Source organism: Moorena producens 3L (assembly GCF_000211815.1).
Taxonomy (GTDB): Bacteria; Cyanobacteriota; Cyanobacteriia; order Cyanobacteriales; family Coleofasciculaceae; genus Moorena; species Moorena producens.
The window spans coordinates 77,625-101,363 of sequence record NZ_GL890974.1 but is presented as its reverse complement, the minus strand read 5'-3'; the positions used below and the strand labels follow the sequence as shown (position 1 = coordinate 101,363).

The window sequence follows — 23,739 nt, the reverse complement described above, 5'->3', positions numbered from 1 at the left end:
TAAATTTGCTGTCACTTAAGACCCCTGTGCCACAACCTATATCTTCTCCCCGCAAACGTTACCTACGACCATCCGTATTTTGGAGTATCCGTCAGGGCTTTCCTGGCTGGCTCAGTATCTTTCTCACCATCATTGCCTTAGTAGTACCCCTGCTAGTTTGGATCGTCCTAAGCTATGAAGAATTAGTAGACCCAAGATTCTTGCCAAGTCCGATGGTTGTCCTGAAAGCTGGCTGGAAAATGTTGACAGAAGAGCAGTTACTGACTGATATTATCGCCAGTTTTACCCGTGTGCTAGTTGGTTTTTTGTTTGCCGCAGTAGTTGGTATTCCCATTGGCATTGCCATGGGGACATTCTACAGCATGGAGAGCTTGTTTGGTACGATTGTCGGTATTGTACGCTATATGCCAGTGGCGGCGTTTATGCCCCTAATTGTTCTGTGGGCAGGGTTAGGTGAAACCGCAAAGATCCTAATTATTTTCTTAGGAATTGTCTTCTACAACGCCATAATGATTGCTGATGCTGTCAAGTTTATCCCTGATGAAATGCTGAATGTGGCTTACACCTTGGGGGCGAATCGGGTTGATGTATTATTTCGAGTGATTCTACCAGCAACTCTACCAAATATTATTGATACGATGCGGGTTAATGTTGCTGGTGCCTGGAATTTTCTGGTGATTGCGGAATTAATTGCTGCTGAAAATGGTTTGGGCTTCAAGATTATCTATTTTCAACGATTCCTAGAGACAGATAAAGTGCTCTTTTGTATTTTAGTGATTGGATTGATTGGGTTGATGCTGGATTTTGCGTTTAGGTGGCTTTTTCGATTAACTGTTCCTTGGTCGGAGCAATTTGTTGAGCGTTAAAGGTTTAAGCTTTAAGGTTGTTCGCGTAGCGTGGCCTTTTGGCCAAGGTTTAATCAGCTTGAATGTTGAATGTTGAATGTTGAATGTTGAACGTTGTTCGCGTAGCGTGGCCTTTTGGCCAAGGGTAAGCATTCAGCTGATAGCTTCAGATATTTTCCCGATTCCCGATTCCCGATTCCCGATTCCCGATTCCCGATTCCCGATTCCCGATTCCCGATTCCCGATTCCCGATTCCCGATTCCCGATTCCCGATTCCCACACTTCCCCTTCTTTTTTACAAATATCAGATGCACCCTTTTAAAATGACCAATGATCACAATTTGCCTAAGCTACAGGTGTGTGATATTTCCAAAAGTTTTCGCCAGCGACGGGAAGAATTGGTAGTGCTAAAGGATATTAATCTCAATCTTGAAGCAAATGAATTTGTGTGTATAGTTGGACCGTCTGGCTGCGGCAAATCAACCTTGCTCAACATTATCGCTGGACTAATTCCTCCTTCCAAAGGACAGGTAAAGGTAGATGGTGAGGTGGTTTTAGGTCCTGGTCGGGATCGGGGCATGGTCTTTCAGAACTATACCCTATTTCCCTGGCTAACCATTGCTGATAATATCGGTTTTGGTCTGAGGTTACAACAATTGCCTAAGGGGGAATCCCAAGAACGGATTGCTTACTATTTGGATGTAATCGGTCTAACCCGCTTTGCTAATGCCTACCCCAAACAGCTGTCAGGGGGTATGAAACAGCGAGTTGCGATCGCACGAGCGTTGGCTAATGAACCGGAAGTGCTGTTGATGGATGAGCCTTTTGGAGCCTTAGATGCCCAAACTAAGGAGGAATTGCAGGAATTCTTTCTTGGACTTTGGCAGAAGACCCATATTACGGTTTTGATGATTACCCATGATGTGGAAGAAGCGGTGTTTTTATCCGAGCGTATCTATGTGATGGGAGCTGATCCCGGTTGTATCCGGGATCAGATTATGATTGATTTGCCCACTGTTCGTACTCTGGATACAAAGCTAACCCTGGAATTTGTGGAATTGAAACGGCAGGTAATTCAGGCTTTGCGCATTTGATCATGCTTATTAATTGGAGATAGTTGCTATTTTATTAACTCTTTCATAGTCTTTATTAAGATTAGAATAGTTGTCCAATTTCTCTCCAGAAAGCCAGGTTTTGATGATATCTACGACTTCTGCTGTAGCCTCGACTGTAATGCGAGCAACAGCGTTATCCCATTCCCTTTCATCCTGCCAGTCTTCTAAATCAATTGCTATTCCATCACCATCTGTGTCAATCCAAATGTGTCTTTCTGGATAATTTAGGCTTTGGAAAGATAAAGTAGATAGACAAGCTTCAGCACGATTGACCTTTGGTCACGCTACGCGATCGGTTTCATAGGCTATTGGGATGATCTCCCCAATCATTTGCCTAAGAGTTTCGGTAATATCATCCTTTGGATCAGTTCTCAAAGTCATCAGGTTACCTCATTTCTTAAATTTTTATCTGTTATCTGTCAGTAGCTTGCGAATGTTTATCCCTGCTACTCTTCCAGCTTTAATATAGCGATTCAGCTCTTTCGTGACTAATAATTAGTCTTGGGGAATCGATAGTAGAAGGTTAAGCGATCGCATTGTAAGCATTCAGCATTAAGCATTCAGCATTCAGCATTCAGCATTAAGCATTCAACTTTCAACTTTCAACTTTCAACTTTCAACTTTCAACTTTCAACTTATGGGCTACCCACGCTACTTGAGTGGCCATTGGCCAAGGGCTGACCACTGACCACTGACCACTGACTACTGACCACTGACGGCTGTTCGCGTAGCGTGAGCTTTTAGCTCACGGCTGAATGCTTAAATCGCATTCACAAAATTATGATAAGCGGTCTCAACCTTCTGGGCTTGGGAGGCGACATCAGCCTCTAACTGTTTTAAGCGAGCTAATTCTTGCTCCCGATTAATTTCATGAGATTCTTTTTGCTTAATTAAATTATCTAATTCAGCTTTGCGAGCTTTAATATCATCATCCATCCGCTCAGTTACTTCCTGCTCATACATATCAAAACATTCTTTGATAGCATCATAAATCGGTTGCCATTGCTCTTGTGCTACCTCAGGCAAATATTTCACCAACTCTTTTCTAGCTGCTTTCACCAATTCCTTACGAGCTTGATCGGCTTGCACGACTCCAACTCCTAATCCTAACAACGCTAAGCTGTTCGGCATTTAAATTGGTATAATAAAAATTAATAAATAACCCAATAATAGGAAATATGCCAGCAAAAAATTATCTGACACAAGAGCAAAAAACAATACTTCAAAAAGCCTTAAAAATAGAAGAAAATGGAAATATTAGAGAACGTATTTTAATTTTTCTGTTGTTGAATAGTGGAAAAACACAGTTAGAAATTGCTGAAGTTTTGGGTTGTTCAAAGAACACAGTCTGTTATTGGTGTGTCCACGGAGATCCAGATGACTTAGAGAGTCTTAAAGATAAAAGAATGAAAGGCAATCACCAAAAAGCAACAAAACAATATATAGAAGTATTATTAGAATTAGTCGAAAAAGAACCCGAAGAATTAGGATATGAATTTGGTCGATGGACAGCTCAAAAATTAGCCGTTCATTTAGAAGATACAACAGGCATCAAGTTAAGTGGGTCTCAAGTTCGTAGGATACTAGTCAAGAAAAAATATGTTTACCTTTGGTCAAAGTATAGCTTAGATTCTAAAAAAGACCCTAAAAAAAGGGAAGCATTTAAAAAGAAACTAGATGAGTATTTAAAAATAGAAAAAGAAAGCCCAGAGCGTCTTCAGGTATGGTTTTGGGATGAAAGCGGATTTAGTTTGAGAGTCATCAGAAGAAAAAACTGGTGTAAAAGAGGAAAGCGAAAAAAAGTTAGAGGAGACCGTTCGCGCAGCGTCGGGCTTTGCCCGAAAGGCAAGGGAGAGTTAATGTGATGGGAGCTTTGCGATATTCAGATAAAAAAAGATTTGTAGATTTCCTCAAAAAAAGCAATAGTCAAACTTTTTATGAAGTTTTAAAAACCTTTTATAAAGAGCTAGAAAATGAATGGATGGAAGCGGGTAATCAACTAGAAGACTTTGCTAATAAAGGACCGAAAATCGTCATTATTTTAGACAATGCTAGTTTTCACAAAAAAGCCGAATATATTCATAAAATAGAAGAAGATATGCCGAATATTTATTTAGAATATCTTCCCGAGTATAGTCCTGATTATAACTTAATTGAATTGGTTTGGCATTCAGCAAAAGAATATATTGCCAATCGAGTTTTCAAATCAATTGAAGAATTAGAATGTTTGTTAAATCATCTTTTAAATGAAGGAGGGTTAATTATAAAATGGGTACGAAAAATAAAAAACAAAGGCAATGCTGTTATCACAGTTTAAATGCGCAACAGCTTAGACCCACTGGTCCGAGAGCAATCCCAGAAACAGTGGTAATGATGGCACCAATTCCCATAACTGTGATGAAATTCAGTACAATATTTTTCCAATCGAAACCAGCTCCAGCCATGGCGACTCCTGCTATATTACCCCTAGCTAAGGAAAATAATCCTGCTGCCCATTTTGCCCAAGCGGGAGCGTTATCTTCTGTGGTGTAGCTGCTGACAGGTCTTACGGTTTGTCCGGTTAATTTTTGATTAATTTTATCCGTGACTTTAGTATAAGAAGCACCGTAGGTGACTGCACTGCGAGATAGCTGAGCAAAGGCAGCATCCATCTCTTTTTCAGCGGTCTTACTCCACTCTGACAATTTATCATTAATATACCGTTCAAATCCTTGTCTCAACTCTGATTCAAAGGCTTCTCGTTTCCCTGTACTCAAGAAATCCATAAATCTTAGTTCAGGTTGATAGTGTAAAAAATCTGACTCAAAGGTATTTCCTAAATTTAAAACATAGGTACGAAAGGAATCTGCGATCGCTTTCGCTTTATTATCACGAACTGTTTTAATTTCATCCTTGAATTGCTCACCAATATCCTTGAGTTTATTAAATTCTGGTTCAACGGAACTAATCCGTTCCTTCAATTCATTTAAATCTTGCTCTAGCAAGGGGATGCGACGTTCAATAGCTTCATGAACATGGTTACTCCCTTGACGGGCTAAGGGTGCATCTCATATTTGTAAAAAAGATCGGAAGTGTGGGGCCCGGGCGCGGGGCGGGGGCGCGGGGAGTGTGGGAATTTTCTCCCGAATTTTTGCCTAATTGCAAAACTGAGATGCACCCATAGAGAAGAGGAGAGAAGAGGAGAGAAGAGGAGAGAGGGGGAGTTTTTTTGTATTTAGAGATTTGGTCAGAAAGCATCGAAGGGAAATGGGGAAATGGGGAGATGGGTCGAATTATCTCGGCAATTAAAGTATAAGATAATACATATTTTGAGGGATTTAAACGGAAATGAAAGTACGTACTCGCCCCAAAGTAAAAAACCTACCCAAGTGAGGTAGGGAGTAGGGAGTAGGGAGTAGGGAACAAAAATTATCACAATTAATTAATTTAGCATTCCTATATATTTTACCAACTATTTATTGTAAAAATTAATTATAATACTATTTATTTAGTTGATGTTGAACTATTTTGGTATTGGCAATTTATAAATTTAACCTTATTGCCTTTGGCTTTTGTAATTCATTCATCATCTTTCCAAAAAATTTCGTACCCTAACCAGGCAATTCCTCCAACTATCATGACTAGAGCAAGCCAATAAGCGACTCTAATGGTTACAACAACAGCAATGACAACGGCTAAGAATTTACCGAATCTAGCTAGCTTTCTGCCCCACTTTTTTAGTTTACCTTCATTTTTTTGATGCTTATGGGTTTGATTAAATTGTAGTTCTTCTTGATAAATGTCCGTTTCAATTTCCCGGAGTCTAAGGTCTCGCTCCCGTTGCTGGAGTTCTCGTTCTCGAAGCTCAAGGTCTTTAGCTTTTTCTTCTTTGGAATTCATCGGTTTTTCCTTAGTTGACTGCAAATTTACTGGTTGACTGACAAATCTAGTCTGATGCTTCTTTAATGGCTTGACAGTAGCCACAGGGGTACCTTTATGATTAGTCTTTAGCTACTATAGCAATTCTAAATTGAGTCAATATAGCTCATAAGTATGATCAAGGCTATAGTTGTTACTATAGCGCTACGCGCAAGTCAGAAGTCAGAAGTCATTTGTCAGAAGTCAGAAGTAACCTATGACTAAGTTTCAGAGTTTAAAAATGTCACACATCTGAATGCATAGTGCTATAAAACCTCCTTTCAATATAGTGCTGAGTAAGACTTGTCACTATTCACAACTAGAGAGGTTACAGTTGATAGGTTACAGTTATAGAGTTCCCGGACAATCTGGTCTGATTAACAGCAGGAGGTCTAATCTCCTCAGGACATACTTAGGATTGCTTGAATCACATGGAAACTGAACCATTACAGGCCAATACAACACCCTTTTTCCATGTGTCCGTATTGAGTCAGGAATTAATTGAGGGACTAGCTATCTGCCCTGGTGGTCATTACTTAGATGCCACTGTGGGTGGTGGTGGACACACTGAGTTAATTTTAGCAGCAGCACCGGATGTGGAAGTTACAGCTATTGACCGGGATGCTAATGCGATCGCAGCCGCCAAGACCAGGTTAGCCAGTTATAACGGAAGAGTTAATTTCTGGCAGGGAAATTTTGCCGAATATCAGCCTAATGATAGGGTATTTGATGGTATTATTGCGGATTTAGGCGTCAGTTCAGCTCAGCTAGATTTACCAGAGCGAGGCTTTAGTTTTCGCCATGCTGCTCAGTTAGATATGCGGATGGACCAGAGCCAGTCTCTGACGGCAAAGGATATTATTAATAATTGGGGTGAGGTACGGTTAGCGGATGTTTTTTATAAGTATGGGGAAGAACGGTTATCCCGGCGGATGGCACGGCGGATTGTGGAGAAGCGTCCGTTTCAGACAACCACTGAATTAGCCAATGCGATCGCATCTTGTGTTCCCCCGAAATACCGCTATGGCAGGATTCACCCAGCGACTCGGGTGTTTCAAGCCCTACGGATTGTGGTCAACCAGGAACTTGAGAGCCTCGAAAGCTTTCTCGACATTGCCCCCCATTGGCTGAAACCAGGGGGAAGACTTGGAATTATCAGTTTTCACAGTTTGGAAGACCGGATTGTTAAGCACAAATTCCGGGAGTTGTCAACTAATTGCTCACTATTGCGGGTGCTAACTAAAAAGCCAACTGTAGCACAAGCTGAAGAAATCCAGCATAACCCTCGTGCTCGCTCCGCTAAACTCAGATTCGCAGAGCGACGGGAGTTGAGCACTCAAGACTGACAAGTCTAAGCTATGGATTCACTTCTCGACACTAAACGAATTGGCATGCGATCGCGGGGAAATACTGTCAAATACTGATTAACATCTTCTAGAGAATCTCGGCCATTGACGAGTTCCCAGTTAAAATGACGCAGGAGTAAAGACAACATCACCGTTGCTTCTAAAAGTGCTAGAGGTGCGCCTACACAAAAATGAGATCCTCGGGAAAATCCAAACAGGAGGGGGAGTGGCTGTTGGTCAGTTTCCTTTTGCAGCCATCGTTCTGGACGAAATTCTTCCGGTTTTGGAAACATCTCAGGATCCTGTCCCGCAGCCCAGAAAAAAGGTTCGACGCTTACATTTTTCGGCATCTTGACCCCATCCAGTTCTGTCTCTTGGGTCGTGACTAGGGGGATTCCGGTGGCCACTGGGTGGAGTCGTAAGGTTTCCTTGACCACAGCTTCTATATAGTCTAAATGTTTCAAAGTAGAAAGATTTAGCTCCCCTTCCTTCTCCCAGGCTTGATCCACAGCCTGTTGTGCGGCCTGAAAGACTCCAGGATTAAGCCCCAACTCCCCGACTGCAAAGGACATAGTATGAGCCGTAGTGTCATGACCTGCAAAGATAAAGGCTCGGGTCTCGGCCATTAGGGAGTCTTGGTCATGCTGGGGGTTTTTAGCAAATTGAACCAACATCGAATCCCGAAATGACGAACTGACTGATGGGGATTCGGCCTCAGAAGCCCTGGCCACTTGCAACGCCATCGCGACCCGAGGTTTTAAATTCTGTTGTAAATAATCTTGAGCCTGTCGGTATTCTCGCCCTTCTGACGTAGGGAGAAACTTAAACCATCGACTGCGACCTGCGGTCTGCAAAAGTACATGTTTTTCGAGAAGTGCAAGAGCTGCATACAGGCGGTTGGCATCGAAGGAGGGTTCCCCTGCAAAGTTTGAGGTTTTATCAAAGGTAACACCTAGGAAAAAGTAGGCAATGATATTCATGGTCAAGTCCACAAATAAGGGATCAACTTGAACCTCTTTGCCTGTTTGAGCCGAGCTTTGAAGTTGTGTGATGACTTGCTGACACCCCTGACGGATGAGATCGAACTTTTGAGTGAATCGACTGGCTCGGAAAGCTGGTGCTGCGGTTTGGCGACGCCACTTCCAAGCTTCACCAACCTGGTTTCCGATATGTACGCCAAACACATCTTTGTAGGCGTGATAAAAGGATGGACTGCGGGTAAATATCCCCTTAGTTTGCCCCTCTGTCAAAATGCTTTCAATCAGTTGGGGCTTTGCCACCATCACCATCGGTCTGGTGAAGATCCGTAGCAAAATCATGGAGCCGTATTGCTGCATCCATCGAAAGATTCTCAGAGAATAGGTTCCTTGTTTTGCAGCGGCAAGAAGTTCCATGGCGTTACCTGTGAGCCATTTCCCCTTGGGTGATGGCAGAGCATATATCGAGCTCAAAGCTAGCTGGCGTTGTTGCCAACGCCACAGGAGAAGGCTGATCCCTGTTCCTACAAGGAAAGCTAAAATTGTCCATGAATGCTCGAACATGCTCAAGGTTCTCCTGACTTTTACACTGCTAGCTAAATTCTACTACCGAGTTAAAGCCCTGATATTCAGACAAGCAGTAAGTTAGGGAATGCGATTGGCCTACGGCCACGCTACGCGATGAAGCGTTTCGGCAAAGCCGACGCTACGCGAACGCAAAGCGTGGCCAAAGGCCTCAGCTTCCGCTAAAAGCGAACGCATCTTATGTTCCCCCTAAATTTGGAAGACCGGATTGTTAAGCACAAATTTCGGGATTTGTCAAAGAATTGCTCACTATTGCGAGTGCTAACTAAAAAGCCAACTGTAGCACAAGCTGACGAAATCCAGTTTAACCCTCGTGCTCGTTCCGCAGCACTCAACACTGACCCACTTAGGGCTCTAATCTCGGGATGGGGCAGGTGCTAATAGTCCAGCCAAGGAACCCAAGGAACCCGTGCCAATCCCCACCAGGATATCAGGCACATCTTTACCCGCCACAGCTAGTCCGATGGCACCTGTAACAGTTACCAGCATGGTACCGCCCAAAGCAGTGACCACAATCCGGTAAATCCAACGGTCTGTTTCTAGAGGTGGACCAAGTCTACGGATAGTTTCCACTGGGTCTCTTTTGATTTCTTCCGCAAGTTCTGGATCTTTAGATACCCGTTCTACTAGTTCATTCATGGATTTAACTGGTTTCATCATCGTGAGCTTTTTGTGAATCTAAAACTTAATACAGCTCGATTGCTCTAAATTCCTGATGTTTAGGGATTAGACTTAGCGGCAGTTGTGGGGAATCGGGAATCGGGAATCGGAACCCACCCCTAACCCCTCCCAGGAGGGGAACGGGAATCGGGAATCGGGAATCGGAACCCACCCCTAACCCCCTTTCAAGGGTATGTTTTTAAGATTCATCCAGGGGCAGGAGAAAAATCGGGAATAAATCTACCTGTAGGTAAAGGCATGCCCTTAATCGCAGATGCCAAAATTATTAAAAATCCTCGTCTGAAACAACTTAAACATCGAGTAGGATTAGTTTTTAGCAATAAAATTGGCTTTTCTGGCATGCTCGGATTTTCCTTTGTCTGAGCAGAGGAGCTCATTTCATCCAAAGGAGGTAAGCTACTTGCTGGCAAATTCGCCTCGGCCTCTCCACCAATACTGACTAAAAATAAAGTAGCAACAGCAATGGCTAACCAGAGACGTTCTGCTCGTCGAGGGTCATTCATTTTAGTGTGATGCCAACCAAAACCACCTCGTTTGATGTCCTTGAAAAGACATTCAATCCAACCGCGCATACCATACCAACAAATCTGTGCTTGTTGAGGACTCAAATCTGTTACGATTAGCCAAGGATCGGCATAGCCAGAATCCCATTGAGCTAAAAGAGTGCAAGACAGACTGTTGGTTTTAAAACAAGTTACCTTTCCACTCCAAGATTGCCCCACTTGAGTAATTAATTCTGAAAGAGGAACAAATTGTTGCTCTGGTGAGGATTGATAATATCCCTGATGGTTAATACGCATAAATGGATGCCAACCCAATTGTTCAATCGCTTCGTAGAACCAATCAGCGTATAAACCTCTGTCTGTAGTGACAATCACCAACCAGTCGGAAGGAACACCCTCTTGAAGAGAATCTAAGAGTTTGAGCCAGTAGGGTTTCCAACTGCCTTTTTCGTTTGCTCTCACTATTTTCCAAGCTACAGGAATTCCACAACCTCGATAAACCACACTAATAACTAATAAAGTAAAACGCTGACCTAATGTGGAAGCATCCGCAGCTAATACTAAACTTTTTTCCTCTGATGACCACCAACTTAATATCCAGCGTAACAACGGGACAAAGCTCTGTTCGACCTGGATTTCTCTACGCTTTCTTCCGTTTTTATCGACTTTACTATTATACCACTGCCTTAATCTTTCTCGAATTGTGTTCTCTGGTTGCTCTAGAATTTCCCCCAAAAACACAACTGCAGTAGATAAACCACAATGATGAGTCATCGCAATAGCAAAGCTCCACATTCCTAATACTACTGCTTGTGGTTTGCTTAAATGAGGCATTTTTTTGATGACCACCCGTAACCATTGTTGATAAGTAATTGGACGATTTTTGTTCACTGTGATTGATGTCACGCGGGTTTAATGTACAATAGTTATTGTACTATGGAACACATTTGATAAATTCCCTGTTTCTGACTACTATTTAATGTAATTTGCTCCGCGCCGGGCGCGGGTACGTCATGGTGGAACCAGTACAAAACAACGCGGGTAACGAACGTGATTGAAAATAAATTTCAGTACTCCAACAGTCGCTCTGTGTGACCGCTACCCGAAGTTCTTTTGTCAATAGTTACCTACCAAAATCAATAACTTTTCAAGTTGGTGCAAGTGTCTCAGCCATCGCCCCGTCAGGGGATAGCCATCAAGCAGAATTCGTCACTTAATGATTTTTATTGAATTCTCAAATCCTTCCTGGGGTTTGGGTTTCAAAATGTATTTCTGTTGAGTAATACCTAGGCGAATGCCCAAATCTAAAAAACATACCCTTGAAAGCCCCTAACCCCTCCCAGGAGGGGAACGGGAATCGGGAATCGGGAGTCGGGGAAAGGCGTTGCTTAATAATGGAATGATTTTAAGAGTAGGTGCGCGCCTCCAAGGGCGCGAGCAATCCCTCGCGCCCTTGGGTCGCACCTGTAGAATGGGCATCTTGCTGTGGAATGGGCATCTTGCCGTGGAATGGGCATGTTTGCGTGGAACTGGCATCTTGGTAGAACTGGCATCTTGCCAGTTTCAATAAATTTTCGTGCGGGCAGGATGCCCACTCTACTCCTATTCATTCAAAAATTCAGCAACGCCGAATAATTGACGCAAACAGTATCATTAAAGCGACCTAGCTTTGTCACCCAATTACACCATTTGCCCACTCCCTCCAGTTAAACTACTACTGATAGCAACGCTGGTAATGGTGTTTAAAAATTAAACAGACAAAGGGATCCAGCCCTATCTAAGAAGCTAAATCATTCCCTCTTGCCTCTTGCCTCTTGGCTCTTGCCTACTCCCTATTCCCTACTCCCTATTCCCTTCCCTCTATGACTTACACTTCTGATTTACTGGAAAACCTCTACAATGCCTTTGACCCCTCCCAACCGTTACCGGCAGGAGACCCGGTTTATGTGGATTGTCGGGAAGTGCGGGGGGATGGAGAGATCCAGGTGGATTTAGGGAAAGAGATGTTGCTTTCTAAGCGAGAGACCTATCATTTATATGGAGGTCATCGGGGGGCAGGAAAATCTACGGAATTGTTCCGATTGAAGCAATATTTGGAACAAAATAACTTCTCTGTGGTGTATTTTGCCGCAGATGAAGAAGATGTGGACTCCGAAGATACTCAATATACCGATATTCTGCTGGCCTGTACTCGCCATTTGCTCGAAGACCTCAAGGATAGTGCTAATCCCAGGCCGTTGCTGAACTGGCTGGAAAGCCGCTGGCAAGAGTTAAAAGATTTGGCTCTAACTGAAATAGCATTTGATGGACTAAGTGCAGAAGCAAAAATTTCTCAGTATGGCAAGCTAACTGCTAATTTAAGAGCTGTACCAACATTGCGTCAACAGATTCGACAGAAAATTAATCCCCACACCGTTACTCTACTAAAGGCGTTGAATCAGTTTATTACAGAAGCCAAAGAAAACTTACCAGCTGGATGTACTAAATTAGCAGTGATTGCCGATAATTTAGACCGGATTGTGCCAGTTATCCAAGAGAGTAACCAAACGAATCATGAAGAAATTTTTTTAGACCGTAGTGAACAATTAAAAGGATTAAAGTGCCATATTGTCTACACAGTTCCGATTTCAATGCTGTACTCTAAGCGAGCCAATGATTTGCGAGAAATCTATGGTGATGCCCAGGTTTTACCGATGATTAGGGTGCGCACTAAAGAGGGTAGCCTTTATGAGCCTGGATTCAATAAAATTAAAGAAGTGATTAGCAAGCGAGTCCGCCAATTTGCTCCCAATCGCTCCCTAGAAACCGACATATTTGAAAGTGAAGAAGCCTTAAATCGCTTGTGTCTTATGAGTGGCGGTCATGTGCGGAATTTGCTATTATTAAACCAAACGGCAATTGATCGCACCGAAACCTTACCAATTTCCCTCAGAGCAGTGCAACGAGCCATTACTGATGCACGAGATACCTATCGCCGAACCGTTCAGGATGGCGAGTGGTCGATTTTAGCCGATGTTTACCGCTCCAAGCAGATATACAATAATGACCAGTATCGTCAGTTATTATTTAATCGCTGTTTGTTAGAGTATCAATACTTTGATGATGAAGGAGAAAGACAGTGTTGGTACGATGTTCATCCCCTGATTAAAGGGATTAAGCAATTTCAAGACGCCTATGCTCAACTAGACTCACAGCCGTAAGGTAGTTGCGTAGGGTGTGTTACCGGGCGGGCTGTTTCAACCAGGAACGAAGAGGCGGAAAATCAGGGCTAGCCCAAAAATGGTGCGTTACGGGGCGGACTATCCCAACCCTGGCTACGAGGGCAAAAATAAGGGCAAGTCCGCCCCTAACGCACCCTACGCACTCCCGATTCCCGATTCCCGTTCCCCTCCTGGGAGGGGTTAGGGGTGGGTTCCGATTCCCGATTCCCGACTCCCGACCCAAATTTAAAAAACCTACTCCCTACTCCCTGCTCCCTGCTCCCTTACAACTAATGGTAAACTTTACAGATGCGGACGAGGATTTACCTCCAGCGAGTCCAGAAGAACAATACCAAGACTTACTCCGTGCCGTCCGACGGCGTAGAGGGTTTGGATTATTATTTGTCCGTTGTTCTCCCCTAGAAGCAGAGAAGTTGGTTAGGCAGGTTAAGCAGGATTTGCCTCAGAAAACAATAGAGGTGTTGCGCTTCGAGAAACCAATTGATAATTTATACGGCATTGTTCAGGATCTTCCTGACCGCGAGCACATCAATGTTTTATTTATCCAAGGTCTAGAATACTCGTTTTATAAGTATGAAGAGGCGAAACGTCAGCAGGGATGGGATCACAAAGCAATCTATTCCTATAGTTGGAAAGGGGTTCCTCATATTTTAAATGATCTCAACCAACAGCGAGAACGATTTCGAGACAATTTTAAAATTTGTTTTGTATTTCTCTTACGGTCATTTTCACTGAATTATTTTATCCACCGCGCTCCCGATTTTTTTGACTGGCGTTCTGGCCTGTTTGACTTTCCTAGCAAATCAGAGGAGTGTCAACAAGAAGACTTTCAGAATCAGTCTTTGAATCCTGAAGAAAGAAGTAAACAAATTATCGCTATTAAAGAACGCCTGGAAGCAGAGTATCAAACTCCTGAGGAGCAAGCCGATTTACTAGTTGAACTAGGAATGCTACTGCTTGCTGCGACAGAGTATGAAGATGCGATCGCTAACTTCGACCAAGCTTTGGAAATTAAACCGGATGATCACCAAGCTTGGTACAGCCGGGGGATTTCCTTATGGAAATTAGGACGAAAGAAAGTAGCGATCGATTGCTATGACCAAGCTTTGAAAATTAAACCGGATTACCACGAAGCTTGGAACAACCAGGGGGTTGCCCTATTGGATTTAGGACGTTTGGAAGCAGCGATTGCATGCTATGACCAAGCTGTGAAAATTAAACCCGATTTCCACCAAGCTTGGTACAACAAAGCCTGCTGTTATGCCTTACAAGGAAATTTAGACTTAGCCCTAGATAACTTGAAACAGGCAATTACTCTCAATCCTGAAGACAGTCGAGAGATGGCAAAAACTGACTCAGATTTTGACACTATTCGCTCAGATCAGCGGTTTCAGCAGTTGATTGATATCAATTCTGGGATTTTGGGAGTCGGGAGTCGGAAATAGGGAATAGGGAACAGGGAACAGGGAACAGATAATAGGGAATCGGGAATAGGGAATCGGGAATAGGAAAAAAATTATGTGTACCTCATTACTATGATAAACGCTATAGCAATAGGTGTAATGGTGTTAACAACTTCAAGAAACGAAACATTCCTAATACCAATTTCAAACTATACTCTTGCTCCCCATCTCCCTATCTCCCCACACACAGCCCTATCGCTTATTCCAATTGCCGTTCCGAGGGTGTTATGGTGTCCATCAACCCTTCAAAGGTACCAGAATTGACGATAAAATACAACAATCCAGCAAACACTAGAAGAGCTAGAAGCATGGAACAACCGCGCATATCCTTCTCCTCCTTTAATTTATGAGCACTATCAGCATTATTCCACAAGGTTGTTACCTTAGCGGACAGGCAATTACCGTAAAAGCAACAACCCTGCGGGGTTAAAAGCGGCGGAGTTAAAGAGGTTTAAACCTAATATTTTCCGCTACTGAATTAATTATATTTAATTCTGGTCAAAAAATAAATATTTTTGTATCAATTTGTCATTAACTGTGTAACGAAGTGTGAAAACCTATCGTAAGCTATCAGCTATCAGCTAATGCGCTACTTGAAGTGCTACTTGAGGTGCTATCAGCGTCGAAGTCTGTGCCAAGCTGTTCGCGTAGCGTGGCCATAGGCCTGCATAGGTTTATTTTAAGCTGACAGCTGACAGCTGACAGCTGACGGCTTACCTAAATACTTTGCCAAAAGGTATATTAGATAACAGATTTACGGTATTAGTCACAGGATTTTTCACAAATCGATTATGATTGCTATATTACCGGTTTCACATTTAATAATTACTTAATTAAATTTTTACAGTATGGTAATTGGTGAAACCAGATAGGGCTATAAAATATAGTGTAACTAGTTATTCACTAAATAGTTAACCAGTAAATAGTTAACACTAACTATTTCAAAAATAAATCTACGACATATATGGTAAAAAATCAGCCATATGTCGTAAAAATTAGCAATTTAGTGAAACACAAACTGGTGTTTCATTAGAATTTGAGGTAATTTAATTCGACAATAAATCTAAGTGATCAACCAAAGGGGTTGATGCCATCATGGTGGTGAGCATTTAATAGTGGTATTAGTGTATTTCAGAGTGTATTTCGAGTAGTAAATGGAATTCCTTGAACTAATGAAGGGTGTTTCTCTAGAGCCAACTGACAATTCACTTAGAATTGACCTGAAGGATGCCAACTTAAGGGGTGCTGACTTAAGGGGTGCTGACTTAAGGGGTGCTGACTTAAGCAGAGCTGACCTAAGTGATGCCAATCTCAACGGTGCCTTGCTCAACGGAGCTGATTTGAGTCGTGCCTACCTCAGATGTGCGGATCTCAGTGATGCCAACCTGAGTGATGCCAACTTGATGGGTACTTATCTGAGTCGTGCTGACCTCAGTCGTGCTAACCTAGGTGGTGCCAACTTGAGTAATGCCAACCTGATTGGTAGTCGAATAGACAATACTCAGTTTAGAGATAACTCAGGAATTTGTAAGGATCTCAAGGATGACCTAAAGCGACGAGGGGCAATCTTTTTTGAGGAGTCTCCGAGTCTACGTTCTGGAATGCTTGCCTGTTCCTGACCAAGCTATGTGCAGTGCTATACCAAGTCCCAATTACCACTTAGCTCTCTCAGGGATTGTCCTTGCAGGAGGGCTAAGTTCTCGTATGGGTAGGGATAAAGCTTTGATTCTGGTCGAGGGTGTCCCCTTACTGCGCAGAGTGTGTGATGTTGCCCTAAGCTGTATTGGTCAAGTCTCGGGTCAAGTCTCAGGTCAAGTCTCAGGTCAAGTCTATATAGTCACTCCCTGGCCAGAACGATACGTGGATATCTTACCTGAGACTTGTCGTGTTATTCGGGAAGTCCCGTTACCAGAAGAGACCACACCTCATGGTCCATTGGTAGGATTTGCTCAAGGATTAGCTCATGTTGAAACAGATTGGGTACTGTTACTGGCTTGTGATTTACCCCAATTAAAAGCAGAGGTTGTGCAAGGTTGGCTCAAGCATTTGGAGCAGACTCGGGAAAATGCGATTGACCAAAGGTCACGCTACGCGATTGACCAAAAGTCACGCTACGCGAACGCACTATTGCCACGAAACCCCAAGGGCTGGGAACCCCTGTGCGGTTTTTACCGACGCCAGTGTCTACCAAGCCTCACTGAGTTTATCAATCAAGGGGGAAGGTCATTTCAGCGTTGGTTGGCCCAGCATCCAGTACAGGAGTTGCTAGTCAGTGACACTAGGCTATTTTTTAACTGCAATACCCCTGCTGACCTAGAACAGTTGGAAATACAGGATTAAGCAGTGGCGATCAGGCCGGAAGTGCCTAGTTGTTTGATAGCAATTCTCTTTCCCATGAGGTACAAAGGGATCCCCCGTTGGTCCCCCTTTTTAAGGGGGACTTTGAGGTTGAGAAGTGTACCTCATACATGCAATAAACGCTATAACTATTTTTTTTATCAAAAAAAATGGGTCTAAAACCCCGTCCTTCTAGGACGGCTTTTTCTAGCCATAATACTGGCTGGTTTGTGCTATAATTGTTAGCATAAATATGTTACAAAAAAGCTCGATTCCTGATGATCATTCTTGAGTTCAAGGCTTACGGAAAGAAGCAGCAATATCAAGCCATTGAAGAGGCGATCAGAACGGTTAAGTTTGTTCGCAATAGCTGTCTTAGATTGTGGATTGACAACAAAGGCATAAATAAATACGATTTAAACAAATATTGCAAGGTCTTAGCCAAAGAATTTCCCTTCACTAACGCTTTGAACTCAACTGCTCGCCAGGCTGCGGCTGAAAGAACATGGTCATCAATCGCCCGTTTTTACGACAACTGTAAGAAAAGTGTACCTGGGAAAAAAGGATTTCCAAGATTCCAAAAACATTGCCGCTCAGTTGAGTATAAGCAGTCAGGCTGGAAGTTGTCCCCTGACAAGAAGTCAATTACGTTCACCGACAAAAAAGGAATTGGGAAGCTTAAGCTCAAAGGCACATGGGACTTGTGGCGTTTCGATAAGAAACAGATCAAACGGGTTCGGATAGTAAAAAGAGCTGATGGTTATTATGTCCAATTCTGTATCGCTGTCGATAACAATGAGGCTTTGAAGCCTACTGGTAATACTGTCGGCTTAGATGTAGGATTGAAGGACTTCTATACTGATTCCGACGGCAATGCTGAATCTAACCCCAGATTTTATAGAAAAGGAGAACAACGCCTTAAGTTTTATCAACGTCGGGTTTCTCGAAAAAAGAAAGGCTCAGCTAACCGAAAGAAGGCTATTAATAGACTAGGCAGACATCACCTTAGAATAAGCAGGCAACGTGAAGAGCACGCCAAGAGACTGGTTAGAAGTTACCGCAAGAAGAGTGCAGCCTTTATAGTTGATAGGCTATGCATCAAAGGTGGCAGGTTTTGTTGTAAGGCTGCACTCTTCTAAGGTTTCGTCTCCGGCGCGCTGCGTAATCCGGTCTAACGATCTGGTCGCCTACGAAGATCTAAGAGTCAGGAATTTGGTTAAAAATCACTGTCTAGCCAAGTCTATTAATGATGCAGGTTGGTATCAATTCCGAAAATGGCTGGAACATTTTGGAACTAAATTTGGCAGGGTTACTGTTGCAGTAAACCCCGCCTACACTAGTCAAAACTGTTCTCAGTGCGGCGAGGTAGTGAAGAAGTCTCTATCGACCAGGACTCACACCTGCAAATGTGGTTGTCAACTAGACCGCGACCACAACGCCGCAATCAACATTTTAGAGAAAGCCTTGGGTACGGTGGGGCACACCGGAACCTGGATCATTGATCCGAACGCTCATGGAGAATTGTCCTCTACTCTCCCTGACTCCGGTTTGGGTGAGCAAGACAGCTCGCTGAAGTGAGAATCCCCGTCCTTCCAGGGCGGGGAGTGTCAAAAGCTGGTGACAGGATTCGAACCCGCGGCCAGCTGATTACAAATCAGCTGCTCTACCAACTGAGCTACACCAGCAATCTTTTTAACTATAACACTAAGTATAACACTTGTCAAAGCTTCCGGTCTGATCATCCATCACCCCCGATCACCGGATCACCCCATGATGTGATCCGGTGATCCGGTGATGTGTAGCAATATTTTTTAAACTTTGTATTAATTACTCCGGATTAGACCTATTGTGATCAACTTCCAATTGGGAGTGACTGTAGATTTGGATTAACTTTAGCTCTTTTTTACGGGGAAAGCTACCTGTCTATTGGGTCTACAGAAAGCTTTCCATTACAATTTATGGAATAACACATAGTTTATTTTTATTTGTGTTAATTTATGTTTGTTTGGGTAAAAACCTAGAGTAAAAATTATTGTTAATCCTATGGCTAAAGTAACCGTAACTCTCTATATGGAAGAAAAAGACAAAGAAGCGCTTCAACGATTGGCAGATGCCGAGGAGCGCTCCTTGTCCCAAATGGCAGTACTAATTCTCAAACGAGCGATTAAAAAAGCTCAGCAGGCAGGAGAGATACCACCCAAAGACTAATGAGTGATGGGGTGAAAAGCGTAAGCTATCAGCGTGTCGCGTATCAGCCTATGCGCTACGGACACACTACTTGAGGTGTTTATGTGCTACAAATGGTGCTACTGTTTGCGCAGCTTGCCCGTAGCGCAATCGGTGCTTTTGAATAAAATAAGCTGTTCGGTGTAGCCTGGCCAACGGCTGACGGCTGATAGCTGACGGCTGAATGCTTAATGACAAGCAGCCTTGTTACCCCCTCAGTTCCTGTCCTTTATCCTTGAGGCTAGTCAACTTCGTAATCCACTGCGATTATGTCCCCTTGGATAGGTTTGATATACTTCTGGACTACTTCCTGGTGGGCTGGGTGATCAGTATAGGTACTCAGAGCGTCGCGATTGACCAGTTGCACTCTCAAAGCATGCTGAAATCCCTGGGACCTGAGGGGGGAAAAGTTCTCTCCACAGGAAAGTTCTACAATCTCAGGAATTTGGTCTTTCATGGCCAGTAGTCCATTGATAGCTAATGCGATCGCATCCGCTGAAGCGTCGTCTTTCCACTTGAACAAAATAATATGCTCGATCATCTTTACTTAGAAGTTCGTGACAGCTCCTACACTGACCTTGCAGGAAAGCGTGTAGGCTTCCCAGCCAATCCGGGTATCCCTTAGGAGGCGCTGGGCTTTAAGAACGGACTGCCGAGAGACGAAACCTTAGATAGTGGAGCCTTTATGGTTAGTCGGCTATGCATAAAAGGGTTAAAACTTTTTGATTAAGGCTCCACTATCTTACGGTAACTTCAAACCCTTCCGCTCTATTTCGTATATTGATCGCTGCATTATGGTCTCGATCTAGACTACAACCACAATGTGGACAATCGTGCCAACGGACATGCAACTTTTTAGGAACCTTTTTGCCGCAATTGGAGCAATTCTGTGAGGTATTCTGAGCGCTGACTGGGTTAAACTAAGCCGATTTGTTGCCGCCTCGGCTCGTCTTCAAAACCGTACGTGAGACTTTCACCTCATACGGCTCCTCATCTTAGGAATCCTTGTCATTGGTACCTCAGAATGGATTGCTATCTAATTCTTTCGAGTTAATTTGCTTTCCGTGTATTTTGTCATGGCAATGTAGGTGTAGGAGTTCAAGGTTTCCTATGTTGTCCTTTCCTCCTAAAGCGCGTGGTAAGATGTGATGTGTTTCCATTAAGTCGCCGTCCCGGAAGGTGAGTCCACAGTGAGTACATTTCCCTTCTTGTCTTTTCAAAAGCTTCCCCTTTTGACTGGTCATTTCAGGATGTTTTCTCACACGTTCTAGCCAGTATACTAGGTTACCATCATATGGACTTCTTACTCCCGCTACCTTTTTGTGCCGTATAATTTTTGTTTTGGCGTGTTTTGGAAGAAATTGGTCTTCTGAGGACATGAATACCCAGTTGTCTACCTTGGGGGCTTCCCACCACTTCTTGGGTTTTTCCGTTTTGGTTCCCCAATATTTTTCTTTTATCCAGGATTTTGACTTGTTAGGATGTCTTCTTTTTGCCCATCGCCAGAGTCTTTTCCAGAGCAAATGGTCTAATTTTGAGTATGTTTCCTTACTACAAACTGGTCTGTAGTAATTACACCATCCTCTTATACTTGGGTTCAGGTGGCTTATTAAGGCTTCCTGAGGTGCTGCGTTATGGCGGGATATTGTGTCCGCCATGTTTTTGTAATGCTCTAGAACTTTCTCTTTTGACGGTTTTATTATGGTTTTGAAGCCTTGTTTTGACTGGTTCTTACCTGTTTTATATTGTTTGACCTTGAATCCGAGGAAATCGAATCCGTCAAATGTATGGGTAATCCTTGTCTTACTTGGCTTTAACTCTAAGCCCATATCTTTTAGCCAATTGCTGATGATTATTTGACATTCTTCTATCACTTCTTGGTTTTTATGCATTATTACAAAGTCGTCGGCATATCGTATTAGGTTTAGGGCATTTTTGTTTGCCACTTTATTTCCTTTCATGCTTTCGGCATAAGTTTTAATGCATTCTTCCATTCCGTGGAGGGCTATATTTCCTAAGAGTGGGGAAATAATGCCACCCTGAGGGGTACCCTCTTCTGTAGGTGAGAATGTCCCGTTATCCATCACACCGGCTTTGAGCCATGATTTAATTAAACGTCTCATGGATGGATAGGTATTTAATTTTCTTAGAAGAGCATCATGTTTTATTTTGTCGAAGCATTTGGAGATATCGGCATCTAATACCCATTTAGGTTTTAGGCTAATACCTTTGAATATTGCTTCTATGGCGTCGTGACATGAGCGTCCTGGTCTAAACCCGTATGAGTTTGGCTCGAATTTAGCCTCCCATTCAGGTTCCATGGCTTGTTTTGCTAGTGCTTGTAAGGCTCGGTCATATATGGTTGGTATCCCCAAAGGTCGCTTTTCCGTTCCTCCGGGTTTAGGTATCCAAACCCTTCTGGTTGGTTGAGCTTTCCTATAGATTTTCAGGCTGGCTACTAAGGCGAGTCGTTGCTTATTGTTTAAAGCTTTATTCCCGTCTATTCCGGCAGTCTTTTTGCCTTGATTTTCCTGGGTGACCTTCCTGACCGCTAACATTTTAGCTGACCAAGATTTCATTAGAGTCTTTTGGAGCTTTCTTACCACGCGGATGTCGCCACGTTCCGAGGCTCGATATATTCGCTTTTGCAACTTGAATACGGTCATTTCTAGCTTGCGCCAGTTGACTTTCTTCCATTCCGACTGTGGGGCGAACCCCCGAGTTTTAGACATATCAATTGCTACTTACAACCAGATCTTTTCCTAAAACGTGAGTCTGTCTGCGTATCCTGGGCATTACCCCAAGTTTTTGCTTTTGACTCAATCCTGCCCTCATAGACCTTGCGGCTGACTACCTACTCAAGAATCGACCTTCTTAAGAGCGTCTATGGGGGTTACTTCGTTCCTGATAGCCATTGATTGAACTTTTAGGGTTGTATTCTCCACCGGGAGCCTTTTGGTGAAATCATTATGAGAGCGGTTCATCTCATAATCCCGACTCCTTTTTTCTTTTTGAATACTGCGTTTCAGCTCTTTGCGCAGTTCCTTGTTGACGATGGTTCGGACATACATTTCTTTTCGTACCCATGAGTTCTTGCCTGTTATTAACACCACATTTGAGCTAGTAGTGCTTCACTATTCGACCCCGCTTTACCCATAAGGTTGTCACGCTTATAAGTAGGGGTAGGGCTTTCACTCGGATTTCGCGAGGGGAGGGCTTTCACCTCCATGGTTACCAAGTTGTCATAATCCAGATGGACTAAGCAGTTAATCCCCCAGACCTTTATTTAAGGTAAGGTTTCTAACTAACGAATCACACAACCGCCAACAAGCCAGCATTTAAGGCTTTGCTTGCTAGGATTGTCAGAAAGCTTGACCACCCAGCATCTAACACAGATTTAGCTAATCGGGATTTAGCCAGTCCCTTTACGTTCAGTTTTTCGTGAGCTATTAGATCATATTTTGACAGCAAATAATTAGCGGTCTTAAAGTGGAAGTCTTTCCGTTTGTCTGCTACTTTTTTCTGCTGCCTGCCAAGCTGTTTAATAGCTTTGAGTCTATTTTTGCTTCCTTTTTTCCTACGAGATACCCTTTTTTGTATAACCCTCAGTCTTTTTTGAGACTTTCGGTAATATTGTGGAATCCCAATAGTTTCTCCTTCGGAAGTAGTCAAGAACTCCTTAAGACCAACATCGATACCGACTATTGAATCAGGATTAATGTTAGGTTTAACTTCGGGAACAGTTTTATCCTCTAGAGACAAAACCAGATAATACCCGTCACACTTTATGGTGATTGAAGCTGTTTTTATTTTAAATCCATCAGGAACAGGACGATGTAAAACAATTCTGACTTTTCCTATCTTAGGTAAGTCGATTAGGTCGCCCTGTAAGGATCCCTCTTTGATCTGGGGATAAGTAAAGGTGCGGTAGCGGTGTTGTTTTTTGAATCTGGGTCTACCGCTCCTGTTCCCATTTTTATCTCCTTTGACAAATCGGTCGAAAGCTAATTTTACCCGTTTAACGACATCCTGAAGCACCTGTGAATGTATATCCTTGTACCAAGGATGAGTTTTTTTGAGGTTGGGTAAAGTTTTCTTTTGGCTATAGTAGTTCGGGTTATCTCTTAATTCGGGAAGATGGCAAACAAGGGGGCAAGCGTTAATGGAACAGCGATTATGATCGTACCAGCGAAACCGATCAGCTAACAGATAGTTATATTGAGCGCACAACATTGACAGCCAGTGATCTATCTTGGCTTTTTGCTGTTTTGTAGGTTTTAGTCGGTACTGATCAGCTATTCTCATTTGACTTGCTCTTTAGCTTTATCGACCTATAATATTAACAATAAGTACTGCCAAATGGCAAGTGAAAATGAAAAATAAAAAATTGACAATTAGAGTTACTGAGTTTGAAAGAAGGCAATTGGAACAGAAGGGAATAGACGTGGAATGACCCAGTCCGAGCTGATCAGAAGTTTAATAGCTCGCTTTCCAGAATCAATAGATCCCTGTCGCGATTCATCCACACTCATGCTGCGCATTG

At 43.1% G+C, this 23,739-nt stretch carries 23 protein-coding genes, 1 tRNA gene and 5 pseudogenes; 14 read left to right on the top strand and 15 right to left on the bottom strand.

The features are described from left to right. Window positions 1-26 precede the first annotated feature (26 nt). The 3 genes from LYNGBM3L_RS33140 to LYNGBM3L_RS33135 all read left to right on the top strand — a co-directional run bounded on the left by LYNGBM3L_RS33140 (window position 27) and on the right by LYNGBM3L_RS33135 (window position 1,939). The gene (locus tag LYNGBM3L_RS33140) at window positions 27-866 is read left to right on the top strand and encodes an ABC transporter permease (protein ID WP_008191747.1); all 840 of its coding nucleotides are present in this window, start codon (window positions 27-29) and stop codon (window positions 864-866) included. A gap of 76 nt (window positions 867-942) precedes the next feature. Next, window positions 943-1,167, top strand: a complete 225-nt coding sequence (locus LYNGBM3L_RS44830) for a hypothetical protein (protein ID WP_154659997.1) — start codon at window positions 943-945, stop codon at window positions 1,165-1,167. A 1-nt stretch (window position 1,168) separates the two neighbouring features. After that, window positions 1,169-1,939 (top strand): ABC transporter ATP-binding protein, encoded by a 771-nt coding sequence (locus LYNGBM3L_RS33135; RefSeq protein ID WP_008191745.1) that lies wholly within the window; start codon window positions 1,169-1,171, stop codon window positions 1,937-1,939. Between the two features lie 780 nt (window positions 1,940-2,719). Here the strand turns inward: LYNGBM3L_RS33135 and LYNGBM3L_RS33130 are convergent. Then, window positions 2,720-3,088: pseudogene (locus LYNGBM3L_RS33130) on the bottom strand (dynamin family protein); the annotation flags it as partial. Between the two features lie 50 nt (window positions 3,089-3,138). Here LYNGBM3L_RS33130 and LYNGBM3L_RS39230 point away from each other — a divergent pair. Continuing rightward, window positions 3,139-4,277: pseudogene (locus tag LYNGBM3L_RS39230) on the top strand (IS630 family transposase). 10 nt (window positions 4,278-4,287) lie between these two features. Here the strand turns inward: LYNGBM3L_RS39230 and LYNGBM3L_RS33115 are convergent. The 3 genes and pseudogenes from LYNGBM3L_RS33115 to LYNGBM3L_RS33110 form a co-directional block, all read right to left on the bottom strand. Further along, window positions 4,288-4,998: pseudogene (locus LYNGBM3L_RS33115) on the bottom strand (dynamin family protein); the annotation flags it as partial. A 188-nt stretch (window positions 4,999-5,186) separates the two neighbouring features. Continuing rightward, window positions 5,187-5,375, bottom strand: coding sequence for a hypothetical protein (locus LYNGBM3L_RS45320; RefSeq protein WP_161603215.1), 189 nt, complete (start codon window positions 5,373-5,375; stop codon window positions 5,187-5,189). A gap of 143 nt (window positions 5,376-5,518) precedes the next feature. Further along, on the bottom strand, window positions 5,519-5,839 hold the full coding sequence (locus LYNGBM3L_RS33110; protein WP_044495860.1) for a hypothetical protein: 321 nt from the start codon (window positions 5,837-5,839) through the stop codon (window positions 5,519-5,521). Between the two features lie 449 nt (window positions 5,840-6,288). Between LYNGBM3L_RS33110 and rsmH the strand changes: the two genes are divergently transcribed. Next, on the top strand, window positions 6,289-7,203 hold the full coding sequence (gene rsmH, locus LYNGBM3L_RS33105) for a 16S rRNA (cytosine(1402)-N(4))-methyltransferase RsmH (protein WP_008191734.1): 915 nt from the start codon (window positions 6,289-6,291) through the stop codon (window positions 7,201-7,203). Between the two features lie 5 nt (window positions 7,204-7,208). Here the strand turns inward: rsmH and LYNGBM3L_RS33100 are convergent, their stop codons facing one another. Then, window positions 7,209-8,744 (bottom strand): cytochrome P450, encoded by a 1,536-nt coding sequence (locus tag LYNGBM3L_RS33100; RefSeq protein WP_008191731.1) that lies wholly within the window; start codon window positions 8,742-8,744, stop codon window positions 7,209-7,211. Between the two features lie 201 nt (window positions 8,745-8,945). Here LYNGBM3L_RS33100 and mraW point away from each other — a divergent pair, with 201 nt between their 5' ends. Beyond that, on the top strand, window positions 8,946-9,146 hold the full coding sequence (gene mraW / locus LYNGBM3L_RS42420; protein WP_071986993.1) for a 16S rRNA (cytosine(1402)-N(4))-methyltransferase: 201 nt from the start codon (window positions 8,946-8,948) through the stop codon (window positions 9,144-9,146). Here mraW and LYNGBM3L_RS33095 read toward each other — a convergent pair. Genes LYNGBM3L_RS33095 through LYNGBM3L_RS46820 form a run of 3 tightly spaced genes read right to left on the bottom strand, consistent with a single transcriptional unit; the run spans window position 9,120 to window position 10,840 of the window. Further along, window positions 9,120-9,425, bottom strand: coding sequence for a hypothetical protein (locus LYNGBM3L_RS33095; protein ID WP_131827025.1), 306 nt, complete (start codon window positions 9,423-9,425; stop codon window positions 9,120-9,122). The two genes, mraW and LYNGBM3L_RS33095, sit on opposite strands and share 27 nt — an antisense overlap. 25 nt (window positions 9,426-9,450) lie before the next feature. Beyond that, window positions 9,451-9,597, bottom strand: coding sequence for a hypothetical protein (locus tag LYNGBM3L_RS44825; protein ID WP_154659996.1), 147 nt, complete (start codon window positions 9,595-9,597; stop codon window positions 9,451-9,453). 34 nt (window positions 9,598-9,631) lie between these two features. Further along, the gene (locus LYNGBM3L_RS46820) at window positions 9,632-10,840 is read right to left on the bottom strand and encodes a transposase (protein ID WP_008181689.1); all 1,209 of its coding nucleotides are present in this window, start codon (window positions 10,838-10,840) and stop codon (window positions 9,632-9,634) included. Window positions 10,841-11,348: 508 nt separating this feature from the next. On the opposite strand from LYNGBM3L_RS46820, the gene LYNGBM3L_RS44820 reads away from it, so the two are divergent. The 3 genes from LYNGBM3L_RS44820 (at window position 11,349) to LYNGBM3L_RS33080 (ending at window position 14,615) form a co-directional block, all read left to right on the top strand. Next, window positions 11,349-11,519, top strand: a complete 171-nt coding sequence (locus LYNGBM3L_RS44820; RefSeq protein WP_154659995.1) for a hypothetical protein — start codon at window positions 11,349-11,351, stop codon at window positions 11,517-11,519. A 292-nt stretch (window positions 11,520-11,811) separates the two neighbouring features. Continuing rightward, window positions 11,812-13,149, top strand: a complete 1,338-nt coding sequence (locus tag LYNGBM3L_RS33085) for an AAA family ATPase (protein WP_008191727.1) — start codon at window positions 11,812-11,814, stop codon at window positions 13,147-13,149. Window positions 13,150-13,163: 14 nt separating this feature from the next. Then, window positions 13,164-14,615 carry a tetratricopeptide repeat protein gene (locus LYNGBM3L_RS33080; protein WP_229414781.1) on the top strand — a complete coding sequence of 484 codons (1,452 nt, stop codon included), beginning with the start codon at window positions 13,164-13,166 and terminating at the stop codon, window positions 14,613-14,615. 217 nt (window positions 14,616-14,832) lie between these two features. Here LYNGBM3L_RS33080 and LYNGBM3L_RS48175 read toward each other — a convergent pair whose 3' ends face one another. Continuing rightward, the gene (locus tag LYNGBM3L_RS48175) at window positions 14,833-15,006 is read right to left on the bottom strand and encodes a hypothetical protein (RefSeq protein ID WP_008191721.1); all 174 of its coding nucleotides are present in this window, start codon (window positions 15,004-15,006) and stop codon (window positions 14,833-14,835) included. 781 nt (window positions 15,007-15,787) lie between these two features. Here LYNGBM3L_RS48175 and LYNGBM3L_RS33075 point away from each other — a divergent pair. The 4 genes from LYNGBM3L_RS33075 (at window position 15,788) to LYNGBM3L_RS46295 (ending at window position 18,548) form a co-directional block, all read left to right on the top strand. Continuing rightward, on the top strand, window positions 15,788-16,252 hold the full coding sequence (locus LYNGBM3L_RS33075) for a pentapeptide repeat-containing protein (RefSeq protein ID WP_008191720.1): 465 nt from the start codon (window positions 15,788-15,790) through the stop codon (window positions 16,250-16,252). Window positions 16,253-16,259: 7 nt separating this feature from the next. After that, window positions 16,260-16,973 (top strand): molybdenum cofactor guanylyltransferase, encoded by a 714-nt coding sequence (locus LYNGBM3L_RS33070; RefSeq protein ID WP_044495856.1) that lies wholly within the window; start codon window positions 16,260-16,262, stop codon window positions 16,971-16,973. A gap of 275 nt (window positions 16,974-17,248) precedes the next feature. Beyond that, window positions 17,249-18,109: an RNA-guided endonuclease InsQ/TnpB family protein gene (locus tag LYNGBM3L_RS33065; protein ID WP_008191717.1), complete on the top strand. Its 861-nt coding sequence runs from the start codon at window positions 17,249-17,251 to the stop codon at window positions 18,107-18,109. 73 nt (window positions 18,110-18,182) lie between these two features. After that, the gene (locus LYNGBM3L_RS46295) at window positions 18,183-18,548 is read left to right on the top strand and encodes an RNA-guided endonuclease InsQ/TnpB family protein (protein WP_008191715.1); all 366 of its coding nucleotides are present in this window, start codon (window positions 18,183-18,185) and stop codon (window positions 18,546-18,548) included. A 34-nt stretch (window positions 18,549-18,582) separates the two neighbouring features. Here LYNGBM3L_RS46295 and LYNGBM3L_RS33055 read toward each other — a convergent pair. Then, window positions 18,583-18,655: transfer RNA gene (locus tag LYNGBM3L_RS33055), tRNA-Thr, on the bottom strand. A 358-nt stretch (window positions 18,656-19,013) separates the two neighbouring features. Between LYNGBM3L_RS33055 and LYNGBM3L_RS37665 the strand changes: the two genes are divergently transcribed. Further along, window positions 19,014-19,178: a ribbon-helix-helix domain-containing protein gene (locus tag LYNGBM3L_RS37665; RefSeq protein ID WP_008191713.1), complete on the top strand. Its 165-nt coding sequence runs from the start codon at window positions 19,014-19,016 to the stop codon at window positions 19,176-19,178. 66 nt (window positions 19,179-19,244) lie between these two features. On the opposite strand, the gene LYNGBM3L_RS44815 is transcribed toward LYNGBM3L_RS37665, so the two are convergent. From LYNGBM3L_RS44815 to LYNGBM3L_RS33035, 5 genes and pseudogenes are all read right to left on the bottom strand, one after another. After that, complete coding sequence (locus tag LYNGBM3L_RS44815; RefSeq protein ID WP_154659994.1) at window positions 19,245-19,394, bottom strand: hypothetical protein; 150 nt, start codon at window positions 19,392-19,394, stop codon at window positions 19,245-19,247. A 43-nt stretch (window positions 19,395-19,437) separates the two neighbouring features. Beyond that, window positions 19,438-19,737 carry a Dabb family protein gene (locus tag LYNGBM3L_RS33050; protein WP_008191711.1) on the bottom strand — a complete coding sequence of 100 codons (300 nt, stop codon included), beginning with the start codon at window positions 19,735-19,737 and terminating at the stop codon, window positions 19,438-19,440. Between the two features lie 196 nt (window positions 19,738-19,933). Beyond that, window positions 19,934-20,110, bottom strand: a pseudogene (locus tag LYNGBM3L_RS37660) (zinc ribbon domain-containing protein); the annotation flags it as partial. A gap of 105 nt (window positions 20,111-20,215) precedes the next feature. Beyond that, window positions 20,216-21,928, bottom strand: a complete 1,713-nt coding sequence (ltrA, locus tag LYNGBM3L_RS33045; protein ID WP_008191709.1) for a group II intron reverse transcriptase/maturase — start codon at window positions 21,926-21,928, stop codon at window positions 20,216-20,218. 586 nt (window positions 21,929-22,514) lie between these two features. Beyond that, window positions 22,515-23,501: pseudogene (locus LYNGBM3L_RS33035) on the bottom strand (RNA-guided endonuclease InsQ/TnpB family protein); the annotation flags it as partial. Window positions 23,502-23,739: the final 238 nt, after the last annotated feature.